Raw genomic sequence first — 20,106 nt, forward strand, 5'->3', positions numbered from 1 at the left:
AAAGACCAGCTGAAGCTCGATGGGTACCGCGTTCGTCAACGTCGGGCGGTGAAACGGTATTGGATCTTGGTGCAACTCGCTTATGTGTACAGTATGGTCGAATCCAACAGCGATTTCTCTACCGGGCTTGACTTCCTTCGAAAGAAGAAAGGACATAGCCTCGTGGAGTTTATTTACGATGCAGCGAAACAAGATATTCCCATTGATGTCGTTAAAAAACAGCTTCATGTGGCATAAGGGGTACTCCGTTTGTCTCTTTTTACATGGTAATTATTGTAATGAAAATTGCTCAACTACAGTTCATTAATAATAATCCGTTCCCCGTATGCGAGCGTCAGATTTTCCGTTTCCAGCGTTTTCATTATCATACCATCCCCTTTTTCAGTGATTCCGGTATTTATAAAGCAAATATATGAAAAACGGAGTGCCGATGGCCGATGTAAAAATACCGACCGGCAAATCGAGCGGCGAGAATGCGGTACGGGCGATTAAATCGGCGCCTGTAACCATGAACGCTCCCACCGATGCAGCCACAGGAAGCAGCCCGCCGAAAGAAGAGCCGACCAGTTTACGGGCAATATGCGGGGCAAGTAGCGCGACAAATCCGATCGCCCCACCGATGGCGATCGCCGCGCCTGCCAGCGTCGCACAAACGGCCAGCAGGATGAAGCGGTCTCGCTCTAGCCTTTGTCCTACTCCGGTGGCAATGTCGTCGCCAAGCTGCTGTACGTTCACGCTTCTGCTCAAGAAGAAAGCGCACGGAATGAGAACGATCGCCCATGGCAAAAGGCTAAGCACATCTTTCCAGTTTGAGCCATACACGCTTCCCGCAAGCCAGACCATTGCTTCACTTGTCAAATAGATCGGACTAATGACAAGTAACAGCTTAGTGCAAGCGGCCATCGCCGCCTGAATGCCGACACCGATGAGTACCAGCCGGAACGGACTGATACCTTTGCGCCAAGCCAGCATATAAATCAAAAGCGTCATGACTATCGCGCCCACCATTGCGGAGAGCGGAAGCCATGCGATGCTTGCTGTTGGAAACAGAATAATAAAACTAACCGCTGTAACGGAAGCGCCGCCCGTAATCCCCACCAAGTCAGGGGAGGCCAGCGGATTGCGTACAATACCTTGGAGGATAGCCCCGGAAACGGCGAGGCAAGCTCCAACCAGAACCGACGCTAATGCTCGTGGTAGACGAAACGTTTGAATAATAAGCGCATGTTCGCTCGAACCAATGCCCAACAGCGTTTTTACCACATCAGCGGGTGGAATGAAAAAATCTCCCATGCCAACGCTTAGAAGGAGCACCACAAGCGTAAGCAGGAAAAATAAAAGACTAAAGAAAAGTGAGCGCTTGTCAAGCAAAAAAGAAACAGGAAACTTTTGACCACGGATAGGAACATAATTTTTCATACGCGAACCCCCTTTCGGGCCACATAAATGAAGAATGGCACGCCCAGGAGAGCTGTAATGACTCCGATGGGAAGTTCTTTAGGCATGGCAACGAACCGTGCCAGAATATCCGCAATCAGCAGCAAAATCGCGCCCAACTGCGCGCTGTACAGCACCATCCAGCGCGTATCGATTCCGACGAGAAAGCGGGCGATGTGTGGAATAATCAGGCCGACAAAACTGATAGGCCCGGCTGCGGCAATGGAACTTCCAGCCAGCATGACAAGCAGAATTCCCATTATAGCCTTAACGAGCGCTGTCCGCTGTCCGACTCCTTTTGCCACATCTTCGCCGAGCATGAGTGTATTGATAGGTTTCGCGATAAGCAGCGAACCGATGATTGCTACTATCATATACGGCAACACGGAAACAAGCACATCGAGTTTGCGCCCGGCTACCGAACCTTCCAGCCAGAACAGCACTTCTTCGATTGCCGATTCTCGAAATAGTAGAACGCCTTGCGTAAGCGAAGAACAGAGTGCGTATATAGCGGCGCCTGCGAGGGTCAATTTCAGGGGCGTAGCGCCGTCCCGGCCGAGAGATCCAAGAAAATATACGAACAGTCCGCTTGCCGCGGCTCCAAAAAAGCCGACCCATGTAAGAGAGGCAAGCGTACTGAAAGAAAAGAATGCCACAGCGATTACAATAAACAAAGAAGCGCCGGCGTTAATGCCGAGAATTCCCACGTCTGCGAGCGGATTACGCGTCAAAGCTTGGATTAGCACTCCGGAGATGCCAAGGCAAGTGCCAACCGCCAGCGCGATAAAGGCGCGGGGAACTCGCACTTCCTTAATTACAATATGTTCGTTTGTTCCATTAAAATGGGTATAGGCATCGACCACCGTTTTCCAATTTGTATCGATCACTCCAAACACAATGCTTGTATACATAGCCATGACTATGCAGACAAACCCGATGATCAGCCCGAAAATTTTTAGTGGGGGAGTTGTTAGTATTCCTTTCATGTTGCCATCCTACTTTCCTTCCGATTGCATAGAGCCAGGAAAACTTGCAAAGCTGTGCACCGCCCGCAGCGACGCAAAGCGTCCGTTTTTGCTACATCAGCAGCAAAAGGACAAGCGGGTACAGCACGCGAGTTTTTCTATCTGCGATAAAGTTTACGAAGATTCTATATCTATGTCAATGATTTTGAAATTCATTATCAAAATTAATGATTGACACAGAAAGAGAAAATGGATATGATTATAGCCGTTAATGATAATCATTTTCATAAATCTTGTACAACGCGGTAGAGAAAGAGGGAGTTGTTGGTGAGCATGTTTAAGGGAAAAAGGAAGGGCTTTTCATTCATTCTCTTGCTCGTTTTCATGCTGGTAGTTGCCGGCTGTGGCGGACAGCAAACCGCTTCAGAGAAAACGGATGAGGCGGGCAAAAAACAAAACACGCGCACGGTAAAACACGCGATGGGAGAAACGCAAGTTCCGGAGAAGCCGGAAAGGGTTGTTGTGTTGACGAATGAAGGAACGGAAGCTGTGCTTGCGCTCGGTATGAAACCGGTGGGCGCGGTGAAGTCTTGGACAGGTGATCCATTCTACAAACATATTGCAAAAGAAATGGAAGGCGTGACTGTGCTCGGCGAAGAAAAGCAGCCGAACTTGGAGAAAATCGCGGCGCTGAAGCCGGATATTATTCTCGGAAACAAGATGCGTCACGAAAAAATTTATCAACAATTATCCGCGATTGCACCTACCGTATTTTCGGAAACGTTGCGCGGAGAGTGGAAGGACAACTTTAAGCTATACGCGGATGCGTTGAACAAAAAAGCGGAAGGCGATAAAGTATTAGCGGATTGGGAGAAGCGCATTGCCGATTTCAAACAAAAAGCGGGCGATAAATTATCGACCAAGGTTTCCCTGGTTCGTTTCATGCCGGGAAAAATCCGTATCTACTATAAGGACACGTTTGCTGGAATTATCTTGCAGGAACTGGGTGTTGCCCGTCCAGCTTCCCAGGATAAAGATGCTTTTGCAGATGATGTAACGAAAGAACGCATCCCGGACATGGACGGGGATATCATGTTCTACTACACGTATGAGACAGGGAACGGAGAAGCTTCAAAAGCCGAAAAAGAATGGACAAACGATCCGCTGTGGAAAAATTTGAGCGTTGTGAAAAAACACAAAGCGTACAAAGTGGACGACGTCATTTGGAATACAGCTGGAGGCGTAAAAGCAGCCAACTTAATGCTGGATGATTTGGAAAAATATTTTGGTATAAAATAAAAAATAGAAAAGTCCTTTGAAGTCGCTTGACTTTAAAGGACTTTTTTGTTTTTTCTCCATATCGGGCCTAATAAGGATTGTGATGTTCGCTGGATAGGAACGGCTCATGTACGAGGCTATACGTTTTTTCTTTTCTTCCTTCCTCCCCCTTTTCAACAGGCTTGGCAAAATTAATATATGCCATGAGAAAAGCAACGATGATAGCAACAATGGCCCACCACATATATGTCACCTCGCTTCTTCCTTTCTTATTTATCAGTTTACTGTCATTTTAAAATAAAATGAATAAAAACTCAGTCTGTGCCTCCTGCTCTTTTTCTTTATCTGCTGCATACATTGTGTTGAATAGGTTCGTAGCATAGGAAAAGGAGGAGGTTTTCTTGCCCAAAACATTAATATTGACTAAGCCGATCATTGCGGTGACCGGCAGTGCGGGGAAAACGACGACGAAAGAAATGATCGCGTCCGTATTGAGACGCAGGTGGCGTATTTTTGCGTCATACCGCAGCTTTAACCAGCATACGTGTTCCGCGCGCAACGCGAAGCGCATTCGCCCGTTTCACCGGGCGGCCGTTTTGGAGTTTGGCATGGGCGCACGCGGCCAAATCAAAAAACATTGCAAGTTTATTCAACCAAATATGGGAGTGATTACGAATGTGGGCACGGCGCATATCGGGAATGTGGGCGGTAACGTGGAGGGGATTGCGAAAGCGAAATCGGAATTAATTAAGCATATGAAGCAGACCGGCTACCTGGTACTCAATGCGGACGACCCGAATTCAAAGCTGCTGGAGACAGAGGGGTTCCAGGGGACGATTGTGAGGATAGGCATAAAGAATGAAGCCGATTTTCGGGCGAAAAATGTTGGCTATGAAACTGATGGAATGAGCTTTGACGTTTTGCTGGACGGCCAGGTGCATACGTTTTATATTCCGATTTACGGTGAGCACAACGTATACAACGCGCTGAATGCGATTGCTATTGCAAGTCGCCTCGGTTTTACACCCGAGGAGATGAAAACGGGCCTCCGTTATTATAAGCGGACGCCACGAAGGTTAAATATTTTTCGTTATACGGGCAACATTACGCTCATTGACGACTCGTGCAGCGCAAATCCAAATGCCGTCCGGGCGGCCCTTGATGTGCTGAAAAAAGTAAGCGGAGAGACGAAAGTTGCCGTATTGGGTACGATGCTCGCGATGGGGAAATATTCGACGAAAGCGCATATGGAGGTTGGGCGCTATGTTGCCAGCACAGGCGTGGATTATTTGTATACGTACGGAAAAAGAGCACGCCATATTGCTTTGGCCGCGATTCAGGCCGGGTTCTCCAAAGAGCGGGTGAAAATGTTCGAGTCTGAACAATTGCTGCGCAAAAGCATTGTTGCCTGCCTTAAACCGAACACAACGATTCTTATCAAAGCTTCCCACAAGATCGGCTTGGAGAAAACGGTTGATTATATTAAGAAACAGGCCCGGCTTAAGGGGTTGAAGCAACTGTCATGGAAAGGTCGTTGAAAGACGCGTTTTTCCTTACTGCCAAAGCCGCCTGCCTGTTGGACGCGAGAACAGGTCGGATCTTGTTGCAGAAAAATGCCTATGAATCGCTTCCACCTGCCAGCATGACAAAAATGATGACGGCGTTGCTTGTGCTGGAAGAGGTGAAGAAAGGCCGCATTTCTTTGAAGGATCAGGTGAAGATTAGCCGCAGGGCAGCCAGTATGCGAGGCTCTTCCATGCGTTTATGTGCCGGAGAGAAGATGGCGGTGCGGATGCTGTTGGCAGGGCTTATGGTCGCTTCAGGCAATGATGCGGCAGTGGCGCTTGCAGAATATACGTTCGGAAGCGTGCCGGCGTTTGTCAGGCGGATGAACGAGCGGGCGGCGGAGCTTGGCCTTGAAAACACCTATTTTGTTAATCCACATGGGTTGTCCGCTTCCGGGCATTGTGCAAGCGCTTATGATATGTGTCTGATTGCGCGGGAGCTGGTGCAATATGAAGAAATTTTTCGCTACACATCCCGCAAGCGTATTGTGGTGAGAAGGAAGAACAAAGGCAACATTTTGTTGCGTAATACCAATACGCTGGTTGGCGCTTATCCCGGGGTTGACGGGCTGAAAACAGGATACACACCAAGGGCGAAATATTGTTTGTGCGCAACGTTCGTATCCGGAGGAAAACGGTATATCGCTGTCGTCATGGGTCTTTTAACAAAACGCAAACGAAACGAAGAAGCTGCCCGTTTGCTTGCGTATGCGGCTGCCATTGTTTCCGCTTAATAAACCCAGATGTTTTGCGGACAGATGCTGTATTATTGCAAAAAGTTAATGAAAAGCACAGAAAGAAGAGACGGATTCGTCAATGATCTGAGCAGGCATACGTCCGCAAGTTCTTTCATACGTTTAATCGCGCAGCGTAAAACCCATGCCGTACTTCCGCATCCGGTATTGCAAGCTTTGTCGGCTGATTCCGAGTTCTTTGGCGGCGCGGGAAATGTTATTGTTGTTTTTTTGGATAACGGCACGGATATATTTTTTTTCGAAGGCCGCAAGTTGGCTTTTCAAATCTGACGGCACATCAGGAAAGATGTTGTGCGGATGGTCTGCCGGTTTTGGCGCCAGCGGATGCGTGGACATATGCTCACCCGGCTCTGGACGGGCCGTATCTTCGCGCGTGATATGCAATAATTTGCGCCGGATGTGGTGCGGCAGATGCTCCATTGTAATTTCGTGTTCATCCGTAATAAAATTCATCGTTCCTTCGATGGCGTGTTCAAGCTCACGTACATTGCCCGGCCAACCGTACTCCTGAAACGCCTGCAAAACTTCCGGATGGACGCGCTCGACGTTCATATCGAACAAACGGTTGTATTTCTGGATAAAATGGCGCGTTAAAATTTCAATGTCTTGTTTTCGGTCGCGTAGCGGCGGAATGAACAGCGTTACGACGCCAAGGCGGTAATATAAGTCTTTGCGTAGGCGATTCCCTGCGATCGCATCGATCGGATCTTCATTCATTGTGGCGATAATGCGCACATCAATTTCCGTATCTTTTGTGTCGCCGATCCGGCGGATTTTTTTCTCTTGCAGTGCGCGTAGAAGCTTCGCCTGCAAAGGAGGGCTCATTGAGTTGATTTCATCAAGCAAAATGGTTCCGCCTCGCGCCTGTTCGAACAACCCGGGCCGTTCAATGGCGCCTGTGAACGCACCGCGCCTCGTACCGAACAGAAGGCCTTCGATAAGATGCTCCGGCAGGGCGGCGCAGTTTTGCGAAATAAACGGGCCAGATGCGCGGGCGCTGTCGTTATGCAAGCTTTGGGCGAACAGTTCTTTCCCGGTTCCTGTTTCACCGACGATAAGTACCGATGAAGAAGTGCGCGCCGCGCGTCGGGCCACCTCGATGACTTCTTGAATGGCCTCGCTTTCCCCGATGATGTTTTCGAAAACATAACGCGTATCTTTCTCTTTCAAGAAGTTCTCTCGCAGCATATGCTCTACGCGGGTAATGTCGTTAGCTACTTCAAGCGCGGCGATAGTACGTCCGTTTTCGGTAATAGGAAATGTATTGTTAATAGTCGTAATTTGTTTACCTTTAGCGTTAAAGTACGTTTGTTTAACGTTTTGTGTTGTTTCGCCCTGATGCAGCGCCCGCAGCAGCGTGCTTTCCTGTTCTTCGGTGAAGGTGAATATGTCAAGCAGGCGTTTGCCTAACACCGTCTCTTTATTCATCGCCTCGATTTCGGACATTTTTTCATTGTAAATGATTGAGATGCCGTCTTCATCAATAACATGAATACCTTCATTGAGCCGGTTTAAAATGAATTCGTAAATTTTAATTTTTTGTTCCAGTTTTTCCTTTTCCGACAACGCTCCCATGATTGCACTCCATTTTTCGTTAATTTTTTACTTGCCATAAAATTAATCATGAACATGCAAAAAAATCAAGCACTTCTGAATCAGAAATGAAGCATTTACCTTTTATGTTTTTTCCATTTTCTGTGCCTTGTTTCCCCGGCTTGTTCTTTTTTCTTTTTCTCCGGCACAGGATCGATACCTCCGGGATGGAACGGATGACATTTCACCAACCGTTTGATTGTCAGCCAGCCCCCTTTGAGCGCACCAAAGCGTTGAATGGCTTCAAGCCCATAATGGGAACATGAAGGATAGAAGCGGCAGGAAGGGGGAAGCAGTGGAGAAATGAAACGCTGGTATGCCCGGATGAGCAAAATAAGAACGGTTTTCATACAATCATCCTGTTCATTCATAATGATGGTTGTTGCACGGTCGCTTCCAGGCATATTTCTTTCCACTTCTGCCGCATTTCTTCCATCGGCAGGTCAATGCCGATAAGTATGAGATAGCATTCGCCTGTATTCTCTACCGCTTCCCATTCCGTTCGCTTCGCCGCATACTGCATCAGATATATACCCGTTTTGCTTTCGACGGTCAGATACCCTTTGGCCCGCAGTAGGCGGGGGTGATACGATTTTAGGAAACGTTCCAGCTTTTTCTGCTGAACCGTCCCGGTAGCTGGCAGTGTGAATGTTTGCACACGGGAGTACGAGCCGTTTGCATCTTCTTGTTCATGGCGATGAGCGTGGAGATGGACATGTGCATGTTCGCTGTGTTTCTGCCCTTTTTCATAATGATGTCCGGATTCATGTGCGGCGACTTCGAGGTCTGCTAGGTCTTGGACAGACAAATCCGCTGTGTTTATTGGCTCTTGCCTTTCAATTATGTCAAACACAGGAGCGAGATCGATATCGCTGTATGTTGTAAACAAAATGGGAGAGCAGTCGTTTTGTTTGCGCAGCGCTTTTAGCAATTTGTTTTTATGATTTTCTTTCATACCTTCCGTCTTGTTGACAATAATCATATCCGCGACTTTCACTTGGCGTTTGACCGTACGGACAAGCTGGCGGTCAATTTCGAAGATGCTTGTGTATTCCAGGTAATAATAGGAATCGATTGTAGTTAGAATCGAGTGAAAACGAACTTTTTCTTTCAATTGCGGTTCTACAAGCAGATCCACTACTTCTTCTGGATTAGCCACGCCGGTCAGTTCGACAAAAATAACATCTGGCCGCTTGTGCAGCAGTTTTTCCATACTTTCTACCACTTCGCTTTTTTTGCTACAGCAGATACAGCCGTCAAGCAGTTTTTCGAGCACCTGATTTTCTTGCATAGTAGCGTTGATTAGGCGTCCATCTACATCAATTGTGCCGAGTTCGTTCATCAGTACGGCAGGTTGCAGATTCCGTCCGGTTGCTTCATGTAGCAGACGAAGCAACAGCGTTGTTTTTCCGCTGCCCAGAAATCCGCTTAATATGATGACAGGAATGCGGGTCATATACTTCCTCCTTGATATGAATGTTTCGCCGCGGGTTTGACCGATACATTTAGGTGATGATACTAATTTGATGATAGCATGTTTTTTTAAAAAGGGGATTCATCTCCCGTCTTTATTGCTTTGAACCGGTGGCTCGCTTTGTAACAGGAGAAACCAGCAAGGTCGATGTATTTATCATAGGCAATGAAAAAAACGACGTTCCTCCTTTTTACGTGAAGGGGAGAAACGTCGTAATTTATCATTATCATAGCTATCTCTATCGAGCAGCTGAATTACATTACGTTCGCATCTTGTTTTGCTTTGCTATCTGTTTCGCTTTCCGGCCAGCATTCTACGTTTTTTAATCCGCCAATACTACTGGTATAGAACACCGGATTTTGGCCCTGCTTTTTTTGTTTCGTATAATCCTGCAACGCGGCAAACGCAATCTTACCCAGCAGAGCAATTGCAATGAGGTTCGTTATTGCCATAAGCGCCATGAACAGGTCAGCCATATCCCATACAACAGCTACTCTCTCTACGGAACCATACATCACCATCGCCACAACAGCGAGGCGGTAAATCAATAGCCAGGTTTTATTTGTATCAATAAACTCAATATTCGTTTGTCCATAATAATAGTTACCGACAATTGAGCTAAACGCAAACAGGAATACTGCAATCGCAATAAAGCTTCCTGCCCAGGAACCAATGTGGGAGCTAAGCGCAGTCTGAACGATCGCGATTCCTTCGAGCCCTTCTTGCTTATAGGCATCAGACAGCAATACGATAAAGGCACTTGAACTACAAACCAATAATGTATCGACAAATACACCAAGCGCTTGAATCAGACCTTGTTTAACCGGGTGTGTTACGTCAGCCGTTGCCGCAGCGTTCGGCGCACTACCCATACCCGCTTCGTTAGAGAACAAGCCGCGCTTAATTCCCTGCATGAGGGCGGCCCCCATTCCTCCACCTGCTACCTGCTCCAGGCCAAATGCCCCTTTGAAAATTGTCATAAATACGTCAGGCATAACAGGAAGATTTGTGATTACAATGTATAAAGCCAATAATACATAACCGCCAGCCATCACTGGAACCATCCATTCAGCTACTTTAACAATACGTTTGAGACCACCAAAGATAATAAATGCTGTAAGCGCTGAAAGTGCAAGACCCATCATCGTGCGATCCAGCCCATACGCGGTTTGCAGGGAAAGCGTAATTGTATTTGCCTGAACGGAGTTAAATACAAGGCCAAAACATAATGTAATCAGAATCGCAAACAAAACACCCATCCAGCGTTGATTAAGCGCCTTTTCCATATAATATGCCGGGCCACCGCGGAACCCGTTTTTGTCCTTTACTTTGTAAATTTGTGCCAGTGTTGCCTCAACGAAAGCAGAAGCAGAACCGATAAGTGCAATCAGCCACATCCAAAATACTGCACCAGGTCCCCCGATAGAGATTGCGAGTGCAACCCCGGCAAGGTTACCTGTTCCTACGCGCGAGGCGGTGCTGATGCAGAAGGCGCCAAAGGAAGATACAGAGTCCTTCTTTTTGGAATCACCTACTCCATCACCAAGCAAGCGAATCATTTCACCAACCATTCTAAACTGCACAAATTTCGTTCTAAAAGTAAAATAAAGGCCAAGAACAATCAGCATAGCAATTAAAACATAAGACCATAAAATATTATTACTTATTGCAATAAAATTCTCTAAGATAGTCATTATTTCAAACACTCCTTTCTATGTTGTTATAACTTTATTTATTTTACAGCACAACGATAACGCTTACAAAAGAACTATTTTGGCAATGCTCGCTACTCTTCTTCTATTTCGCTTTTCACCAACATATCGTCCGAGATAGGGGTCTCCATCATTCGTTTTACTTCTGTTAAATCGTTTGTCTTTCCAAGCACCCACATTAACTTCGGAACAATAGCTTCCGTGTTCATATCATGAGAATGAATAATCATATTTTGGGCAACCTTTCGTCCTACTTCATACAACGTAAGGTGCTCCCCTTCTTCTATGCATTGAGTGGTAATTACAACCGCTATTCCTGCATCAATCAGCTCTTTAATTTTAGGAAGAAGATTACGCTCTTGGTGCGGAATTCCCCCATTTCCGAAACTCTCTATAATAATTCCTTTATAAAGATGCTTAATCGCATCAAATAATTCCGGCTGCATCCCAGGATACAACTTTAAAAGCAACACATCCGGACATAATGATGTATCAATGGTGAAAGGACGTTTTGATACGGCAGATACATTCATGTTATATGTAATATCAGTATCGTTAATGTAAGCAACGTAAGGGAAATTAATACTTTCGAACGCATCATAGCTTTGCGTTCTCATTTTTACAGCGCGTGTTCCTTTAATGACTCTACCATCAAAAACGACAAATACTCCAGCAACGTCTTCGCAGGCAAAACGAACCGCATCGATAAAGTTTTTCTTCGCATCCGTTTTCTTAAAATAAATTGGCACTTGTGAGCCTGTAAGAACCACTGGTTTCCCCAAATTTTGCAGCATATAGGAAAGCGCAGCGGCCGTATAGCCCATCGTATCTGTTCCATGAGTAATTACGAAGCCATCATAATCTGCATAATGTTCATGGATAGCTTCGGCAATTTTTGCCCAATATTCAGGCTGCATGTTTGTGCTATCAATGTTCATTACTGTTTTGCTTTCGAGGTGATAGCCGCCTTGTTCCTCGGGTAAATAGCGCAAAAGTTCATCAGCTGAAATACCGGGAGTTAACCCCTCTTTCCCCTCCACTGAAGCAATGGTTCCTCCTGTGGCAAGAAGTAGCAATTTTTTCAAGTACAGCACCTCTCTTTTATGCAAATGTAGTCAGTAGCAAGAAATAAGAGCTTTTTTTACGCGATTTCTATTGTTCTCGTAACACCGTCATGATAGTACGCGTATCGAGAATAATACATTTTAATTATAATAATTTTCATAAATGTGACAAGCATTTTTACGCGAATCGCGTACATTTATTTATAATAAATATTGTTACCGCTTTCTTAAATTGTAATTAATGAAAGACAAAGAGAAGGGAAAAGGGGAAACATCGATGAATTTATACCGACTCTATGAACTCAGAAAAAGAAAAAAGTGGTCGCTGCAATATATAGCGGATCAGCTCGGAATCGCGAAAAGCACGTACGCCGGATATGAATCAGGATACCGCCAGCCTTCATTGGATGCCATTAAGAAGATCGCGGACGTAATGGAGACGTCTGTGGACTATTTGCTGAACCGAATCGATAACCCGGACTTTCAGGCAGTTAAAAAGAGAAAAGAAACAGAAAAGTGGATTGAGTTAACGGATGAACGGATGGCATCGGAAGTGAAATTGACGATAGATGGCCGGACGCTTTCAGATGAAGAAAAAAAGCAGTTTATTGCTTTTGTTCGGGCCAGACGGCAGATGGAAAATGAATACAGGTGAGCAGTAAAAAATGGTTGGGCATGCTTGTCTTTTTTACGATAGGGAAGACGGGACGGTTTTTCTTAAGAGAAAATGGAGAAAGTAAAGACATAAAGCAAACGGCGTGCTGTGAAGGAGGAAACATGCAGGCAATACGACTGGTCAATACGAACGAGCTGTCACACCGGGAATGGCTCGCTTGGCGCAGGCGGGGAATTACAGGCAGCGATGTCGGAGCGATTTGTGGCGTAGACCCTTACAGATCGGCCCTTGCTGTATATTTGGAAAAAACAGGGCAGATGGCCGAAAGCGAGGATACGGAAGCCATGCATTTCGGACGTATGATGGAAGAGGTCGTCGCGGAGGAATTCTCCCGCAGGACAGGCTATAAGTTGCAGCGGCGCAATGCAATTCTTCAGCATCCGGAGAAGGAGTGGGTTATCGGCAATATTGATCGCTTGATTATTGACGCGGAACGCGGCAACGGCGTGCTGGAAATCAAAACGGCTTCCGAATACGCACGCAAAGAGTGGGAGGACGGTAATGTGCCGGAAGCGTACCAGCTACAGCTTCAGTGGTATTTATATATTACCGGTCTTACATGGGGGGCGTTTGCAGTACTTATCGGCGGCAATACTTTCCGGCATCAAGTTGTGGCGCGCGATGATGAACTGATTGCGCTCAGCTTCCGAATTTGTGAACATTTCTGGCATCATCACGTGCTGGCAGGTGTTCCACCGCTTTCGGACGGAAGCGAAGCGACCGCTGCATTGCTTGCCAATATATACCCGGAAGGTGAGGTAGACAGCACGCTTATACTTCCGGATGAAGCGGAAGAGCTTATTGCCCAGTGGGAAAAAGCGGAGCGTGATATACAGGAAGCCGCACAGCGCAAACGAGAGGCCGAGAACCGGCTAAAGGCGCTTATCGGTCGCCATGAAACCGGCCTCACATCCGCGCATCGTGTTACATGGAAGAATGTGTCCCGCCGCACGCTTGATATAAAGGCGCTGAAAGAGCAACGTCCAGACATTTATGAACAATTCGCCCGGCCAGCCGTATCCCGGCGCTTCATTATTACATAGATGAAGGAACAGGAGGAGTTTGAGATGGCAGACGATTTAAAAAGCAAACTGGAAGCAAAGGCGAGAGAAACCGGAAGTTCTCCGCCGACACCGGCGCAAACGATCGGCGCGTATTTGAAAAAGATGGAACCAGAAGTGAAACGTGTGCTTCCGAAACATATGGATGTAGATAGATTGTTACGAATTGCCCTGACGACGATCCGCACAAACCCACAGCTTTTGGAATGCACCATTCCATCGCTTCTTGGAGCTGTAATGCAGGCGGCTCAGCTTGGCCTGGAACCAGGGCTTTTGGGTCAGTGCTATATCGTTCCGTACGGGCGCGAAGCAACATTTATTATCGGATATAAGGGAATGATTGACCTTGCACGTCGCTCAGGTAACATTAAGAACATTTATGCTCACGAAGTGTATGAAAACGACGAGTTTGAATACGAATACGGCCTCTATCCATCATTAAAGCATAAACCGGCAATGAACAGTCGCGGGGAATTTATCGGCGTGTATGCGGTTGTTCATTTTACGGACGGCGGATACCAATTTGAATTTATGTCTAAGGAAGAAATCGACAAACGCAGGTTACGTTCCCGTTCCTATAAAAGCGGGCCGTGGGTAACCGATTATGAAGAAATGGCGAAAAAAACCGTAATTCGTCATATGTTCAAATATTTGCCGCTAAGTGTGGAAATTATGCGTGGGGCGGCACAGGATGAAACGGTTCGTTCGGATATCACCGAAGAACCGGTGAGCGTGTACAGCCGGCCGTTTGAGGCACAAGTTGTATCCGCGGAAGATCTTCCATCAGAGTCAGCGGAGGAAGAGGAGGAACGAAGCGGAAACGAGAAAGAAATAGAAGGAGGGAATCAGAAACAGGAGAAGTAGCAGGAGAGTGAGAATAAAGAATGTAAATATGAAAAGGAAGGAGGGGAAGAAATGCGGTGGCTTTGGCACTGGGTGCTTTCGGCTGTTTCGCTTTTGATCGTGGCGTGGTTATTTGACGCGATCTGGTTCGATAGTGTCGGTTCCGCGTTTGTTGCTGCGATCGTGCTCGGTTTAGTCAATGCGATTTTACGGCCGATTTTGCAATTGTTGGCGTTGCCAGTGACGGTTCTTACGCTCGGTTTATTTGCGCTTGTTATTAACGCGCTGTTGTTCATATTGACTAGCAAGCTTGTCCCCGGATTTCATGTGGAGAGCTTTTTTTCCGCATTCTTTGGCTCGATTGTATTGGCGATTGTCAGCAGCATTATGTATGGATTGTTCGAGAAAAAGTAACAAAGAAAACGCCCTACCGGGAACAGGCAGGGCGTTTTGTATTTTAGGCGACCAGAATGCTGAGCGCTTTAATAATTTGTTCGCTTTCTTCTTTCGTTAATTCTGCGCCGTTGTATTTTACTTGTCCGCTGTGCAACAGTTCTAGCAGGTTGAAAGAAGGATCCCACTCAAACTGATCGTCGAATAGCTCGGTTAATTCGATCGTCTTACCAGCTTTCAGCGCTTCTTGCACCGTTTTCATGATATTGCTTCACTTCCTGTTTTCCGTTTTTCTTCAAGCACACGATTTATATAATATGCGAACAAAAAAGATTTGTCCACTTATTCGTAACGATTTTCTTGTGCGCGTGCTTCGTCCTGGATTTCGTTCCGCATTCCTTCAATGCTTGCTCTACGGCGTTCGTCTTTCTCGCGGATTTGTTGTCGTTGTTCTTCTGTCAAATGCGTGTTGCTCATCGTTTCTTCCGCAGCCTCGATGTTGCCGATTGTATTTTGTATCATTTCTTGCAGCTTTCGCACATTATCTTTACGATTGTCAGGTTTTGCCATGCAAACGACTCCTCCTCAAATAGTAAGTGGATGAATGCAGCTGCATTCCAAAACGTATTGTGTGATAAAAATAGCATTTTTATTCGGTGGAATAAGAAAGGCTTTGCATGGAAGCTGGCCAATGACGTCTGCGGTTGGTTCATGGTACAATTTATATAAATGGAGCAGTAAGCGTGCAATAGCTAAAAACGGCGTGAAGGCGGGAGCATGACACGTATGAATAAAAAAGTAACGCCATTTAAGAAATGGCGTAGGCAAAACAAACCGCAAAATCGCACATGGCTTACGTTTATCCAAGTGGTAGGGCTGGCTTCCGCGCTGGTGCTGCTTTATAATGGGGCCGCGAGCCTTATTCGATTGAATGTCTCCTATTTGGAAAATACGTTGATCCCTTCGCAAAAAATCAGCACGATCGGCACTCCTCAGGCGAAAGCGTTTGCCATAGACTTTAGCAGGAAATGGTTGCTTGCTTCCGATATGAATGAGGAAATGCACAAGAAGTTTGCGCCTTCCCTTGTAGGAAAGAAAATGACGTGGCCGCATGCGGAACGCGTAGAACAGCTTCAAGTTACGCGTGTTGCGCCTACAGGCCAATATGAGGGAAGAGTAGAAGTGAGGGCTATTGCTATTTTTGCCGGAACGCGGGAGCGGATTGTTATTGAACTGCCGATCCGGTATGACATCCATGAAAAGCTATATCAAGTAACCGCTTATCCCGTACTAAAAAGACAGCCCGGAGCCTTGTCAGGAAAAGAATAAGGCTCCGGGTTGCATTAGTTTGTACGGATCTTTACATGAAGTTTTGCTGTTTTTTCAATCACTTGCTTCGCTTTAACATCAAGCGCATGCATTTCTTTTTCCGCTTCTTTAAGAAGGGATGCGTTCTTTGTACGCAGACCTTTCTCCGCTTTTTTCATCACAGGAACGTATCGGCTCATGGCGCTATACATTTCTTGATGGAAATCCTGTATTTCTTGATACGCGGGAACTTGCATCTCTTGCAAATCCTTGAGTTTTGCTTCATAAGCCGAAATGGCCGAGTGAACTTTGGCCCGTGTTTGTTGTTCCGTAAGTTTCTGTTCGCTGAGCGCAGCGAAAGCCTTGAGCAAAGCGGCGCGCTCTGCATGAAGCTGTTCGGTGTGGGAAGCGAGGGACGCGAAGTAGCGGTCCAGTTCTTCTTTAGTGTTTGTGATTTTTTCTTTTCGCTTTTGCTCTTGCTTTTCCGCGATTTTAGCCGATAACTCGTTGTCGGTAGGTAGATTTTCCTTAGTTGTACAGCCTGTTAGCAAAAGAAGGGCTGCCGTTGCGACAAGTCCTGCACTTCGGACAAATCGTTCTCCCTTTTTTTGTTTTTCCATGCCATTCCCCCTTTATTAGCTAAAGAAACGGGAAGCTTTTTTCTTTTTGCATATACTGATCAGCACATACAGAACAAGGCATGCAGCTGCGATCCAGATAATGGGTTCGATGAATGGTTTGGCGGCTTCATTTATGTCCTCCCAGCGTGCGCCCAATTGCATCCCTAAATATATAAAAAGGATAGACCACGGAATAACTGCCAGCGTGGTATATAGTGTAAATTTCGCAAGCGGCATTCGCGCAATGCCCGCGGGAATGGAGATCGCATGCCGGACAACCGGAATAAAGCGCGCCGTAAAAATCACACCTACACCATAGCGATTGAACCACTCCTCCGCTTTATCGATTTCTTTTTCGCGGATTAACAAATATTTCCCGTACTTTTTAAGAAACGGACGTCCGCCGTAATAGCCCATCCAGTATAAAAAAAGCTGAGCAATGGTTCCGCCGATGGTACCAGCGATGACTGCTCCCCAGAATGTAATTTTTTCTTGCGAGACGAGAAACCCGCCATAAGAAAGTACGATTTCGCTTGGAATGACTTCCAGCATTAAGCCAATCGCAATCCCGAAATAGCCCAAATCGCTAAGAAAGATTAATATTGACCGAATAAACTCTTCCATGACTCCTCCTATCTTTTGGTCAGCTTACCGTTTTCCTCTTTACCATTGTACAGGCAAGGCTGCTCCCTTCACAAGGCAAAGCTTGCTGCATGGCGAATGATTCCGTAAAAAGAACCATCTTTAATTCGTGGAAAGCTTTCATGCATGCTTTCTTTTATCACAATTCATACTATGGATACCAAGGAACAAGGAGGAAGAAGACGTGCGAGAGCAAATGAACGAGTTACAACCACAGCCGCTTCCGGAAAAACCGAAGGAAGCTCCTGCCGCTCCCCCACCGGTAGATCCGCGCAAAGCAACAACCGAACTGATTCAGCAATTCGGACAGACGAATGTGCCTTCCGTGCCGGATAGCAACATTTATTGTCTGCCGATTATTGGGCAAATTGAAGGGCATATTCAATTGCCGCCGCAGAACAAGACAACAAAATATGAACATCTCATTCCACAGCTGGTGGCCGCAGAGCAAAATCCGAATATTGAAGGAGTGTTAGTCATTTTAAATACTGTAGGGGGAGACGTGGAAGCAGGACTTGCGATTGCGGAGATGATCGCGTCGATGTCCAAGCCGACCGTATCGCTTGTACTTGGCGGCGGACATAGCATCGGTGTGCCGATCGCTGTTGCGACCGATTATTCGTTTATCGCGGAGACAGCTACGATGACGATTCATCCTGTACGTTTAACCGGGCTTGTAATAGGAGTCGCGGAAAGTTTTGAATATCTTGAAAGAATGCAAGATCGCGTCGTGAAATTTGTTGTGCATCATTCTAATATCAAGGAAGAGAAATTTCGTGAGTTAATGCTCAAAGTTGGTGAATTAAGCCGCGATGTCGGCACAAATGTAGTTGGTACAAAAGCGGTGGAATTCGGCTTGATCGATGAAATTGGCGGCCTGGGCGATGCGATGCGGGAACTGAAAAGGCGCATTGAAGAGCGCCGTTCGGCCGAGACGAAAACGGAGCAGGTGATGCAATGATTATTTACTCGGCTTTGCCTCTCGAATTGATTTTTCAAAATGAAGATAACGTCGCGTATGAGAATATGGAAATTCAGGTGAACGGTGTAACGATGCTTGTACAGCCGTGTGGAATAAACGAAGCGCGTATCGTACGACTTATCAGTCCTAATCCTTACGACTACATGAACCCGGCGTATGCGCCCGGGCAAAAAATTTATTTTCGCCCAGAGTTTTCAAACCGTGAATAAAAGCCTTGATATTACTGCATTTAAGAGGGATGTAGGTAGTCGGAAAATATAAATTGACCACATTTTGACCACTTTTGTGTTTTATATTGATTTTTTAGATGTATTTTTAAGTGCATCATCAAAGTTTTTAGCAAGATTATCCTGCATGATAGGGAGTACATGTGAGTATGTTGTAAGTGTGACGGTAATATTTCCATGGCCTAATCTTTCTGATACAACCTTTGGATTTTCGCCTAGCTGCAGCAAGATGGTAGCATGGGTATGTCTTAAGTCATGGAAACGTATTTTTTGCACTCCAGCATGCTCGCATGCTCTTTTGAAATCATGATCTGCTTCAGAAGGTGTAATCATACCGCCATCAAAATCTGAGGCAACCAAATCTAAATCTTGATAAGCAGCACCAAGTTGTAATCGCCATGCTTTTTGTTTAATTTTTTGCGCTTTTAAGGCTTGAAGAGCAAAGTCCGGGAGTTTGATTGTACGAATAGATTGTGCAGTTTTTGGTTCCTGGAAAAAGAGTTTCCCAGGCGTTTTAGCTAGCGTTCTCTGAACACGAATATATCCGTTTTCTAAATCGCAATCTTTCCACTGTAGGGCCAGTATTTCTCCTTTACGCATACCGGAGTAAATAGCTAAAACGTAAATAATGTAAAATGGCTCATATCGCTTATCCCTTTTTGATATAGCATGTAGAAATTGATTAATCTCGTCCAAACTCCAAGTTTTCAATTGCTTTTTTTGAATACGCGGTAAAGATACAGAGGAGGCGGCGTTCTCCTGTATTAATCCCCAGTTTTTTGCTTGGCGTAATGATTTACTAATAATGGCATGGTAAGAATGGATGGAGGCAGGAGAAAAGCCTTCGTTTAGCTTCTGAGAATAAAATTTTTGTATGTGCATAGGTTTTATATCTTTCAGCTTCATTTGTCCGAGAGCGGGTAAAATATGCTTTTTAACTTTATACATTTGATTAGTAAATCCAGAAGGGCGCATGGCATGACGTGCTACGTTGTTCATGTAATTTAATAAATATTCTCCGTAAGTTTCTTTGCTTTCGACTACATATTGTCCATTTTCAACTTGTGCAATCATTTCAGCGCACGCCTTTTCAGCTTCTTTTTTTGTCTTAAACCCTGATACAGTTTTTTGTTTCCGTTTCCCGGTTTCGGGGTCACGGCCTACATCGATAGTAAATGACCACTTTGTTCCACGTTTGCGGAAGTATCCTTTCATTTTTCATCCTCTCCTTTATGTGAATATTGTGGATAAACTTGTTGATAAATAGGAGCGTATGTTCTATTTTGTGGTGAAAAAGAAGAGCCCTAGAGGGCTTGATATATGTTATCTTTTCCATGAGTCGATCATTTCCTGATTGATTATTCTTCGTGCGTCTACCATATCTAATAGTTCATCGTGAGGAAGACACCTTCTTTATCGGAGTAGAAAAGAGTGATATGTACACCTTCAGATTTAGCAATTTCAACTGCTGGGAGGAAGTCACTATCACCTGTAAGTATGGCAGCATGGGT

The 20,106-nt window shown here is 45.7% G+C and carries 23 protein-coding genes and 1 pseudogene; 11 read left to right on the forward strand and 13 right to left on the reverse strand.

Annotated elements, in window-relative coordinates:
• Positions 1-237, forward strand: a pseudogene (locus BLR88_RS16970) (IS701 family transposase); the annotation flags it as partial.
• A 144-nt stretch (positions 238-381) separates the two neighbouring features.
• On the opposite strand, the gene BLR88_RS16975 reads toward BLR88_RS16970, so the two are convergent.
• A complete protein-coding gene (locus BLR88_RS16975; RefSeq protein WP_057899090.1) occupies positions 382-1,419 on the reverse strand; it encodes a FecCD family ABC transporter permease in 1,038 nt (345 codons plus the stop codon).
• The gene (locus tag BLR88_RS16980) at positions 1,416-2,423 is read right to left on the reverse strand and encodes a FecCD family ABC transporter permease (RefSeq protein WP_057899089.1); all 1,008 of its coding nucleotides are present in this window, start codon (positions 2,421-2,423) and stop codon (positions 1,416-1,418) included. Before BLR88_RS16980 ends, BLR88_RS16975 begins: the two co-directional genes overlap by 4 nt.
• 312 nt (positions 2,424-2,735) lie before the next feature.
• Between BLR88_RS16980 and BLR88_RS16990 the strand changes: the two genes are divergently transcribed.
• Positions 2,736-3,701 (forward strand): ABC transporter substrate-binding protein, encoded by a 966-nt coding sequence (locus BLR88_RS16990; protein ID WP_057900351.1) that lies wholly within the window; start codon positions 2,736-2,738, stop codon positions 3,699-3,701.
• Positions 3,702-3,768: 67 nt separating this feature from the next.
• Here the strand turns inward: BLR88_RS16990 and BLR88_RS19745 are convergent, their stop codons facing one another.
• Entirely contained in the window at positions 3,769-3,924 is a 156-nt protein-coding gene (locus BLR88_RS19745) for a hypothetical protein (RefSeq protein ID WP_175493670.1), read from the reverse strand.
• Between the two features lie 157 nt (positions 3,925-4,081).
• On the opposite strand from BLR88_RS19745, the gene BLR88_RS16995 reads away from it, so the two are divergent.
• Both BLR88_RS16995 and BLR88_RS17000 read left to right on the forward strand, forming a co-directional pair.
• A complete protein-coding gene (locus tag BLR88_RS16995) occupies positions 4,082-5,218 on the forward strand; it encodes a UDP-N-acetylmuramoyl-tripeptide--D-alanyl-D-alanine ligase (RefSeq protein ID WP_057899087.1) in 1,137 nt (378 codons plus the stop codon).
• Complete coding sequence (locus BLR88_RS17000) at positions 5,203-5,979, forward strand: D-alanyl-D-alanine carboxypeptidase family protein (protein ID WP_057899086.1); 777 nt, start codon at positions 5,203-5,205, stop codon at positions 5,977-5,979. The genes BLR88_RS16995 and BLR88_RS17000 overlap by 16 nt, the downstream gene beginning before the upstream one ends.
• Positions 5,980-6,102: 123 nt before the next feature.
• On the opposite strand, the gene BLR88_RS17005 is transcribed toward BLR88_RS17000, so the two are convergent.
• From BLR88_RS17005 to BLR88_RS17025, 5 genes are all read right to left on the reverse strand, one after another.
• Positions 6,103-7,575 (reverse strand): sigma-54 interaction domain-containing protein, encoded by a 1,473-nt coding sequence (locus BLR88_RS17005; protein WP_057899085.1) that lies wholly within the window; start codon positions 7,573-7,575, stop codon positions 6,103-6,105.
• A 95-nt stretch (positions 7,576-7,670) separates the two neighbouring features.
• Complete coding sequence (gene yidD / locus BLR88_RS17010; RefSeq protein ID WP_057899084.1) at positions 7,671-7,943, reverse strand: membrane protein insertion efficiency factor YidD; 273 nt, start codon at positions 7,941-7,943, stop codon at positions 7,671-7,673.
• A gap of 17 nt (positions 7,944-7,960) precedes the next feature.
• Positions 7,961-9,049: a CobW family GTP-binding protein gene (locus BLR88_RS17015; protein ID WP_057899083.1), complete on the reverse strand. Its 1,089-nt coding sequence runs from the start codon at positions 9,047-9,049 to the stop codon at positions 7,961-7,963.
• 272 nt (positions 9,050-9,321) lie between these two features.
• Complete coding sequence (locus BLR88_RS17020) at positions 9,322-10,761, reverse strand: alanine/glycine:cation symporter family protein (protein WP_057899082.1); 1,440 nt, start codon at positions 10,759-10,761, stop codon at positions 9,322-9,324.
• A 92-nt stretch (positions 10,762-10,853) separates the two neighbouring features.
• A complete protein-coding gene (locus tag BLR88_RS17025) occupies positions 10,854-11,864 on the reverse strand; it encodes an asparaginase (RefSeq protein ID WP_057899081.1) in 1,011 nt (336 codons plus the stop codon).
• A gap of 256 nt (positions 11,865-12,120) precedes the next feature.
• On the opposite strand from BLR88_RS17025, the gene BLR88_RS17030 reads away from it, so the two are divergent.
• Genes BLR88_RS17030 through BLR88_RS17045 form a run of 4 tightly spaced genes read left to right on the forward strand, consistent with a single transcriptional unit; the run spans position 12,121 to position 14,837 of the window.
• Entirely contained in the window at positions 12,121-12,498 is a 378-nt protein-coding gene (locus tag BLR88_RS17030) for a helix-turn-helix domain-containing protein (protein ID WP_057899080.1), read from the forward strand.
• On the forward strand, positions 12,495-13,562 hold the full coding sequence (locus tag BLR88_RS17035) for a YqaJ viral recombinase family nuclease (RefSeq protein WP_091261377.1): 1,068 nt from the start codon (positions 12,495-12,497) through the stop codon (positions 13,560-13,562). The genes BLR88_RS17030 and BLR88_RS17035 overlap by 4 nt, the downstream gene beginning before the upstream one ends.
• Positions 13,563-13,586: 24 nt before the next feature.
• A complete protein-coding gene (gene recT, locus BLR88_RS17040; protein WP_091261378.1) occupies positions 13,587-14,444 on the forward strand; it encodes a recombination protein RecT in 858 nt (285 codons plus the stop codon).
• 51 nt (positions 14,445-14,495) lie between these two features.
• Entirely contained in the window at positions 14,496-14,837 is a 342-nt protein-coding gene (locus tag BLR88_RS17045) for a phage holin family protein (RefSeq protein ID WP_057899078.1), read from the forward strand.
• Between the two features lie 43 nt (positions 14,838-14,880).
• Here BLR88_RS17045 and BLR88_RS17050 read toward each other — a convergent pair whose 3' ends face one another.
• Positions 14,881-15,078: a hypothetical protein gene (locus tag BLR88_RS17050; protein ID WP_057899077.1), complete on the reverse strand. Its 198-nt coding sequence runs from the start codon at positions 15,076-15,078 to the stop codon at positions 14,881-14,883.
• A gap of 80 nt (positions 15,079-15,158) precedes the next feature.
• Complete coding sequence (gene tlp, locus BLR88_RS17055; RefSeq protein ID WP_091261379.1) at positions 15,159-15,386, reverse strand: small acid-soluble spore protein Tlp; 228 nt, start codon at positions 15,384-15,386, stop codon at positions 15,159-15,161.
• 216 nt (positions 15,387-15,602) lie between these two features.
• On the opposite strand from tlp, the gene BLR88_RS17060 reads away from it, so the two are divergent.
• Positions 15,603-16,145 (forward strand): hypothetical protein, encoded by a 543-nt coding sequence (locus tag BLR88_RS17060; protein ID WP_057899075.1) that lies wholly within the window; start codon positions 15,603-15,605, stop codon positions 16,143-16,145.
• A 14-nt stretch (positions 16,146-16,159) separates the two neighbouring features.
• On the opposite strand, the gene BLR88_RS17065 is transcribed toward BLR88_RS17060, so the two are convergent.
• Positions 16,160-16,744 (reverse strand): hypothetical protein, encoded by a 585-nt coding sequence (locus tag BLR88_RS17065; RefSeq protein ID WP_057899074.1) that lies wholly within the window; start codon positions 16,742-16,744, stop codon positions 16,160-16,162.
• A gap of 15 nt (positions 16,745-16,759) precedes the next feature.
• Positions 16,760-17,368 carry a DedA family protein gene (locus BLR88_RS17070; RefSeq protein ID WP_057899073.1) on the reverse strand — a complete coding sequence of 203 codons (609 nt, stop codon included), beginning with the start codon at positions 17,366-17,368 and terminating at the stop codon, positions 16,760-16,762.
• Positions 17,369-17,582: 214 nt separating this feature from the next.
• On the opposite strand from BLR88_RS17070, the gene BLR88_RS17075 reads away from it, so the two are divergent.
• Together BLR88_RS17075 and BLR88_RS17080 are read left to right on the forward strand one after the other, a co-directional pair.
• Positions 17,583-18,347: a ClpP family protease gene (locus tag BLR88_RS17075; RefSeq protein WP_057900349.1), complete on the forward strand. Its 765-nt coding sequence runs from the start codon at positions 17,583-17,585 to the stop codon at positions 18,345-18,347.
• The gene (locus BLR88_RS17080; RefSeq protein ID WP_057899072.1) at positions 18,344-18,577 is read left to right on the forward strand and encodes a YlzJ-like family protein; all 234 of its coding nucleotides are present in this window, start codon (positions 18,344-18,346) and stop codon (positions 18,575-18,577) included. The genes BLR88_RS17075 and BLR88_RS17080 overlap by 4 nt, the downstream gene beginning before the upstream one ends.
• A gap of 81 nt (positions 18,578-18,658) precedes the next feature.
• On the opposite strand, the gene BLR88_RS17085 is transcribed toward BLR88_RS17080, so the two are convergent.
• The gene (locus tag BLR88_RS17085) at positions 18,659-19,810 is read right to left on the reverse strand and encodes a site-specific integrase (protein ID WP_091261382.1); all 1,152 of its coding nucleotides are present in this window, start codon (positions 19,808-19,810) and stop codon (positions 18,659-18,661) included.
• Between the last annotated feature and the right edge of the window lie 296 nt (positions 19,811-20,106).

The organism is Aneurinibacillus thermoaerophilus (assembly GCF_900099925.1).
In the GTDB taxonomy this organism is placed as follows: Bacteria; Bacillota; Bacilli; order Aneurinibacillales; family Aneurinibacillaceae; genus Aneurinibacillus; species Aneurinibacillus thermoaerophilus.

What these genes read in the sequence shown, in the direction of transcription:
- BLR88_RS16975 (WP_057899090.1), bottom strand. Translation starts at nt 1,419, where the DNA reads ATGAAAAATTATGTTCCTATCCGTGGTCAAAAGTTTCCTGTTTCTTTT.
- BLR88_RS16980 (WP_057899089.1), bottom strand. Translation starts at nt 2,423, where the DNA reads ATGAAAGGAATACTAACAACTCCCCCACTAAAAATTTTCGGGCTGATC.
- BLR88_RS16990 (WP_057900351.1), top strand. Translation starts at nt 2,736, where the DNA reads ATGTTTAAGGGAAAAAGGAAGGGCTTTTCATTCATTCTCTTGCTCGTT.
- BLR88_RS19745 (WP_175493670.1), bottom strand. Translation starts at nt 3,924, where the DNA reads ATGTGGTGGGCCATTGTTGCTATCATCGTTGCTTTTCTCATGGCATAT.
- BLR88_RS17000 (WP_057899086.1), top strand. Translation starts at nt 5,203, where the DNA reads ATGGAAAGGTCGTTGAAAGACGCGTTTTTCCTTACTGCCAAAGCCGCC.
- BLR88_RS17005 (WP_057899085.1), bottom strand. Translation starts at nt 7,575, where the DNA reads ATGGGAGCGTTGTCGGAAAAGGAAAAACTGGAACAAAAAATTAAAATT.
- yidD (WP_057899084.1), bottom strand. Translation starts at nt 7,943, where the DNA reads ATGAAAACCGTTCTTATTTTGCTCATCCGGGCATACCAGCGTTTCATT.
- BLR88_RS17015 (WP_057899083.1), bottom strand. Translation starts at nt 9,049, where the DNA reads ATGACCCGCATTCCTGTCATCATATTAAGCGGATTTCTGGGCAGCGGA.
- BLR88_RS17020 (WP_057899082.1), bottom strand. Translation starts at nt 10,761, where the DNA reads ATGACTATCTTAGAGAATTTTATTGCAATAAGTAATAATATTTTATGG.
- BLR88_RS17030 (WP_057899080.1), top strand. Translation starts at nt 12,121, where the DNA reads ATGAATTTATACCGACTCTATGAACTCAGAAAAAGAAAAAAGTGGTCG.
- recT (WP_091261378.1), top strand. Translation starts at nt 13,587, where the DNA reads ATGGCAGACGATTTAAAAAGCAAACTGGAAGCAAAGGCGAGAGAAACC.
- BLR88_RS17045 (WP_057899078.1), top strand. Translation starts at nt 14,496, where the DNA reads ATGCGGTGGCTTTGGCACTGGGTGCTTTCGGCTGTTTCGCTTTTGATC.
- BLR88_RS17050 (WP_057899077.1), bottom strand. Translation starts at nt 15,078, where the DNA reads ATGAAAACGGTGCAAGAAGCGCTGAAAGCTGGTAAGACGATCGAATTA.
- tlp (WP_091261379.1), bottom strand. Translation starts at nt 15,386, where the DNA reads ATGGCAAAACCTGACAATCGTAAAGATAATGTGCGAAAGCTGCAAGAA.
- BLR88_RS17060 (WP_057899075.1), top strand. Translation starts at nt 15,603, where the DNA reads ATGAATAAAAAAGTAACGCCATTTAAGAAATGGCGTAGGCAAAACAAA.
- BLR88_RS17065 (WP_057899074.1), bottom strand. Translation starts at nt 16,744, where the DNA reads ATGGAAAAACAAAAAAAGGGAGAACGATTTGTCCGAAGTGCAGGACTT.
- BLR88_RS17070 (WP_057899073.1), bottom strand. Translation starts at nt 17,368, where the DNA reads ATGGAAGAGTTTATTCGGTCAATATTAATCTTTCTTAGCGATTTGGGC.
- BLR88_RS17075 (WP_057900349.1), top strand. Translation starts at nt 17,583, where the DNA reads ATGAACGAGTTACAACCACAGCCGCTTCCGGAAAAACCGAAGGAAGCT.
- BLR88_RS17080 (WP_057899072.1), top strand. Translation starts at nt 18,344, where the DNA reads ATGATTATTTACTCGGCTTTGCCTCTCGAATTGATTTTTCAAAATGAA.
- BLR88_RS17085 (WP_091261382.1), bottom strand. Translation starts at nt 19,810, where the DNA reads ATGAAAGGATACTTCCGCAAACGTGGAACAAAGTGGTCATTTACTATC.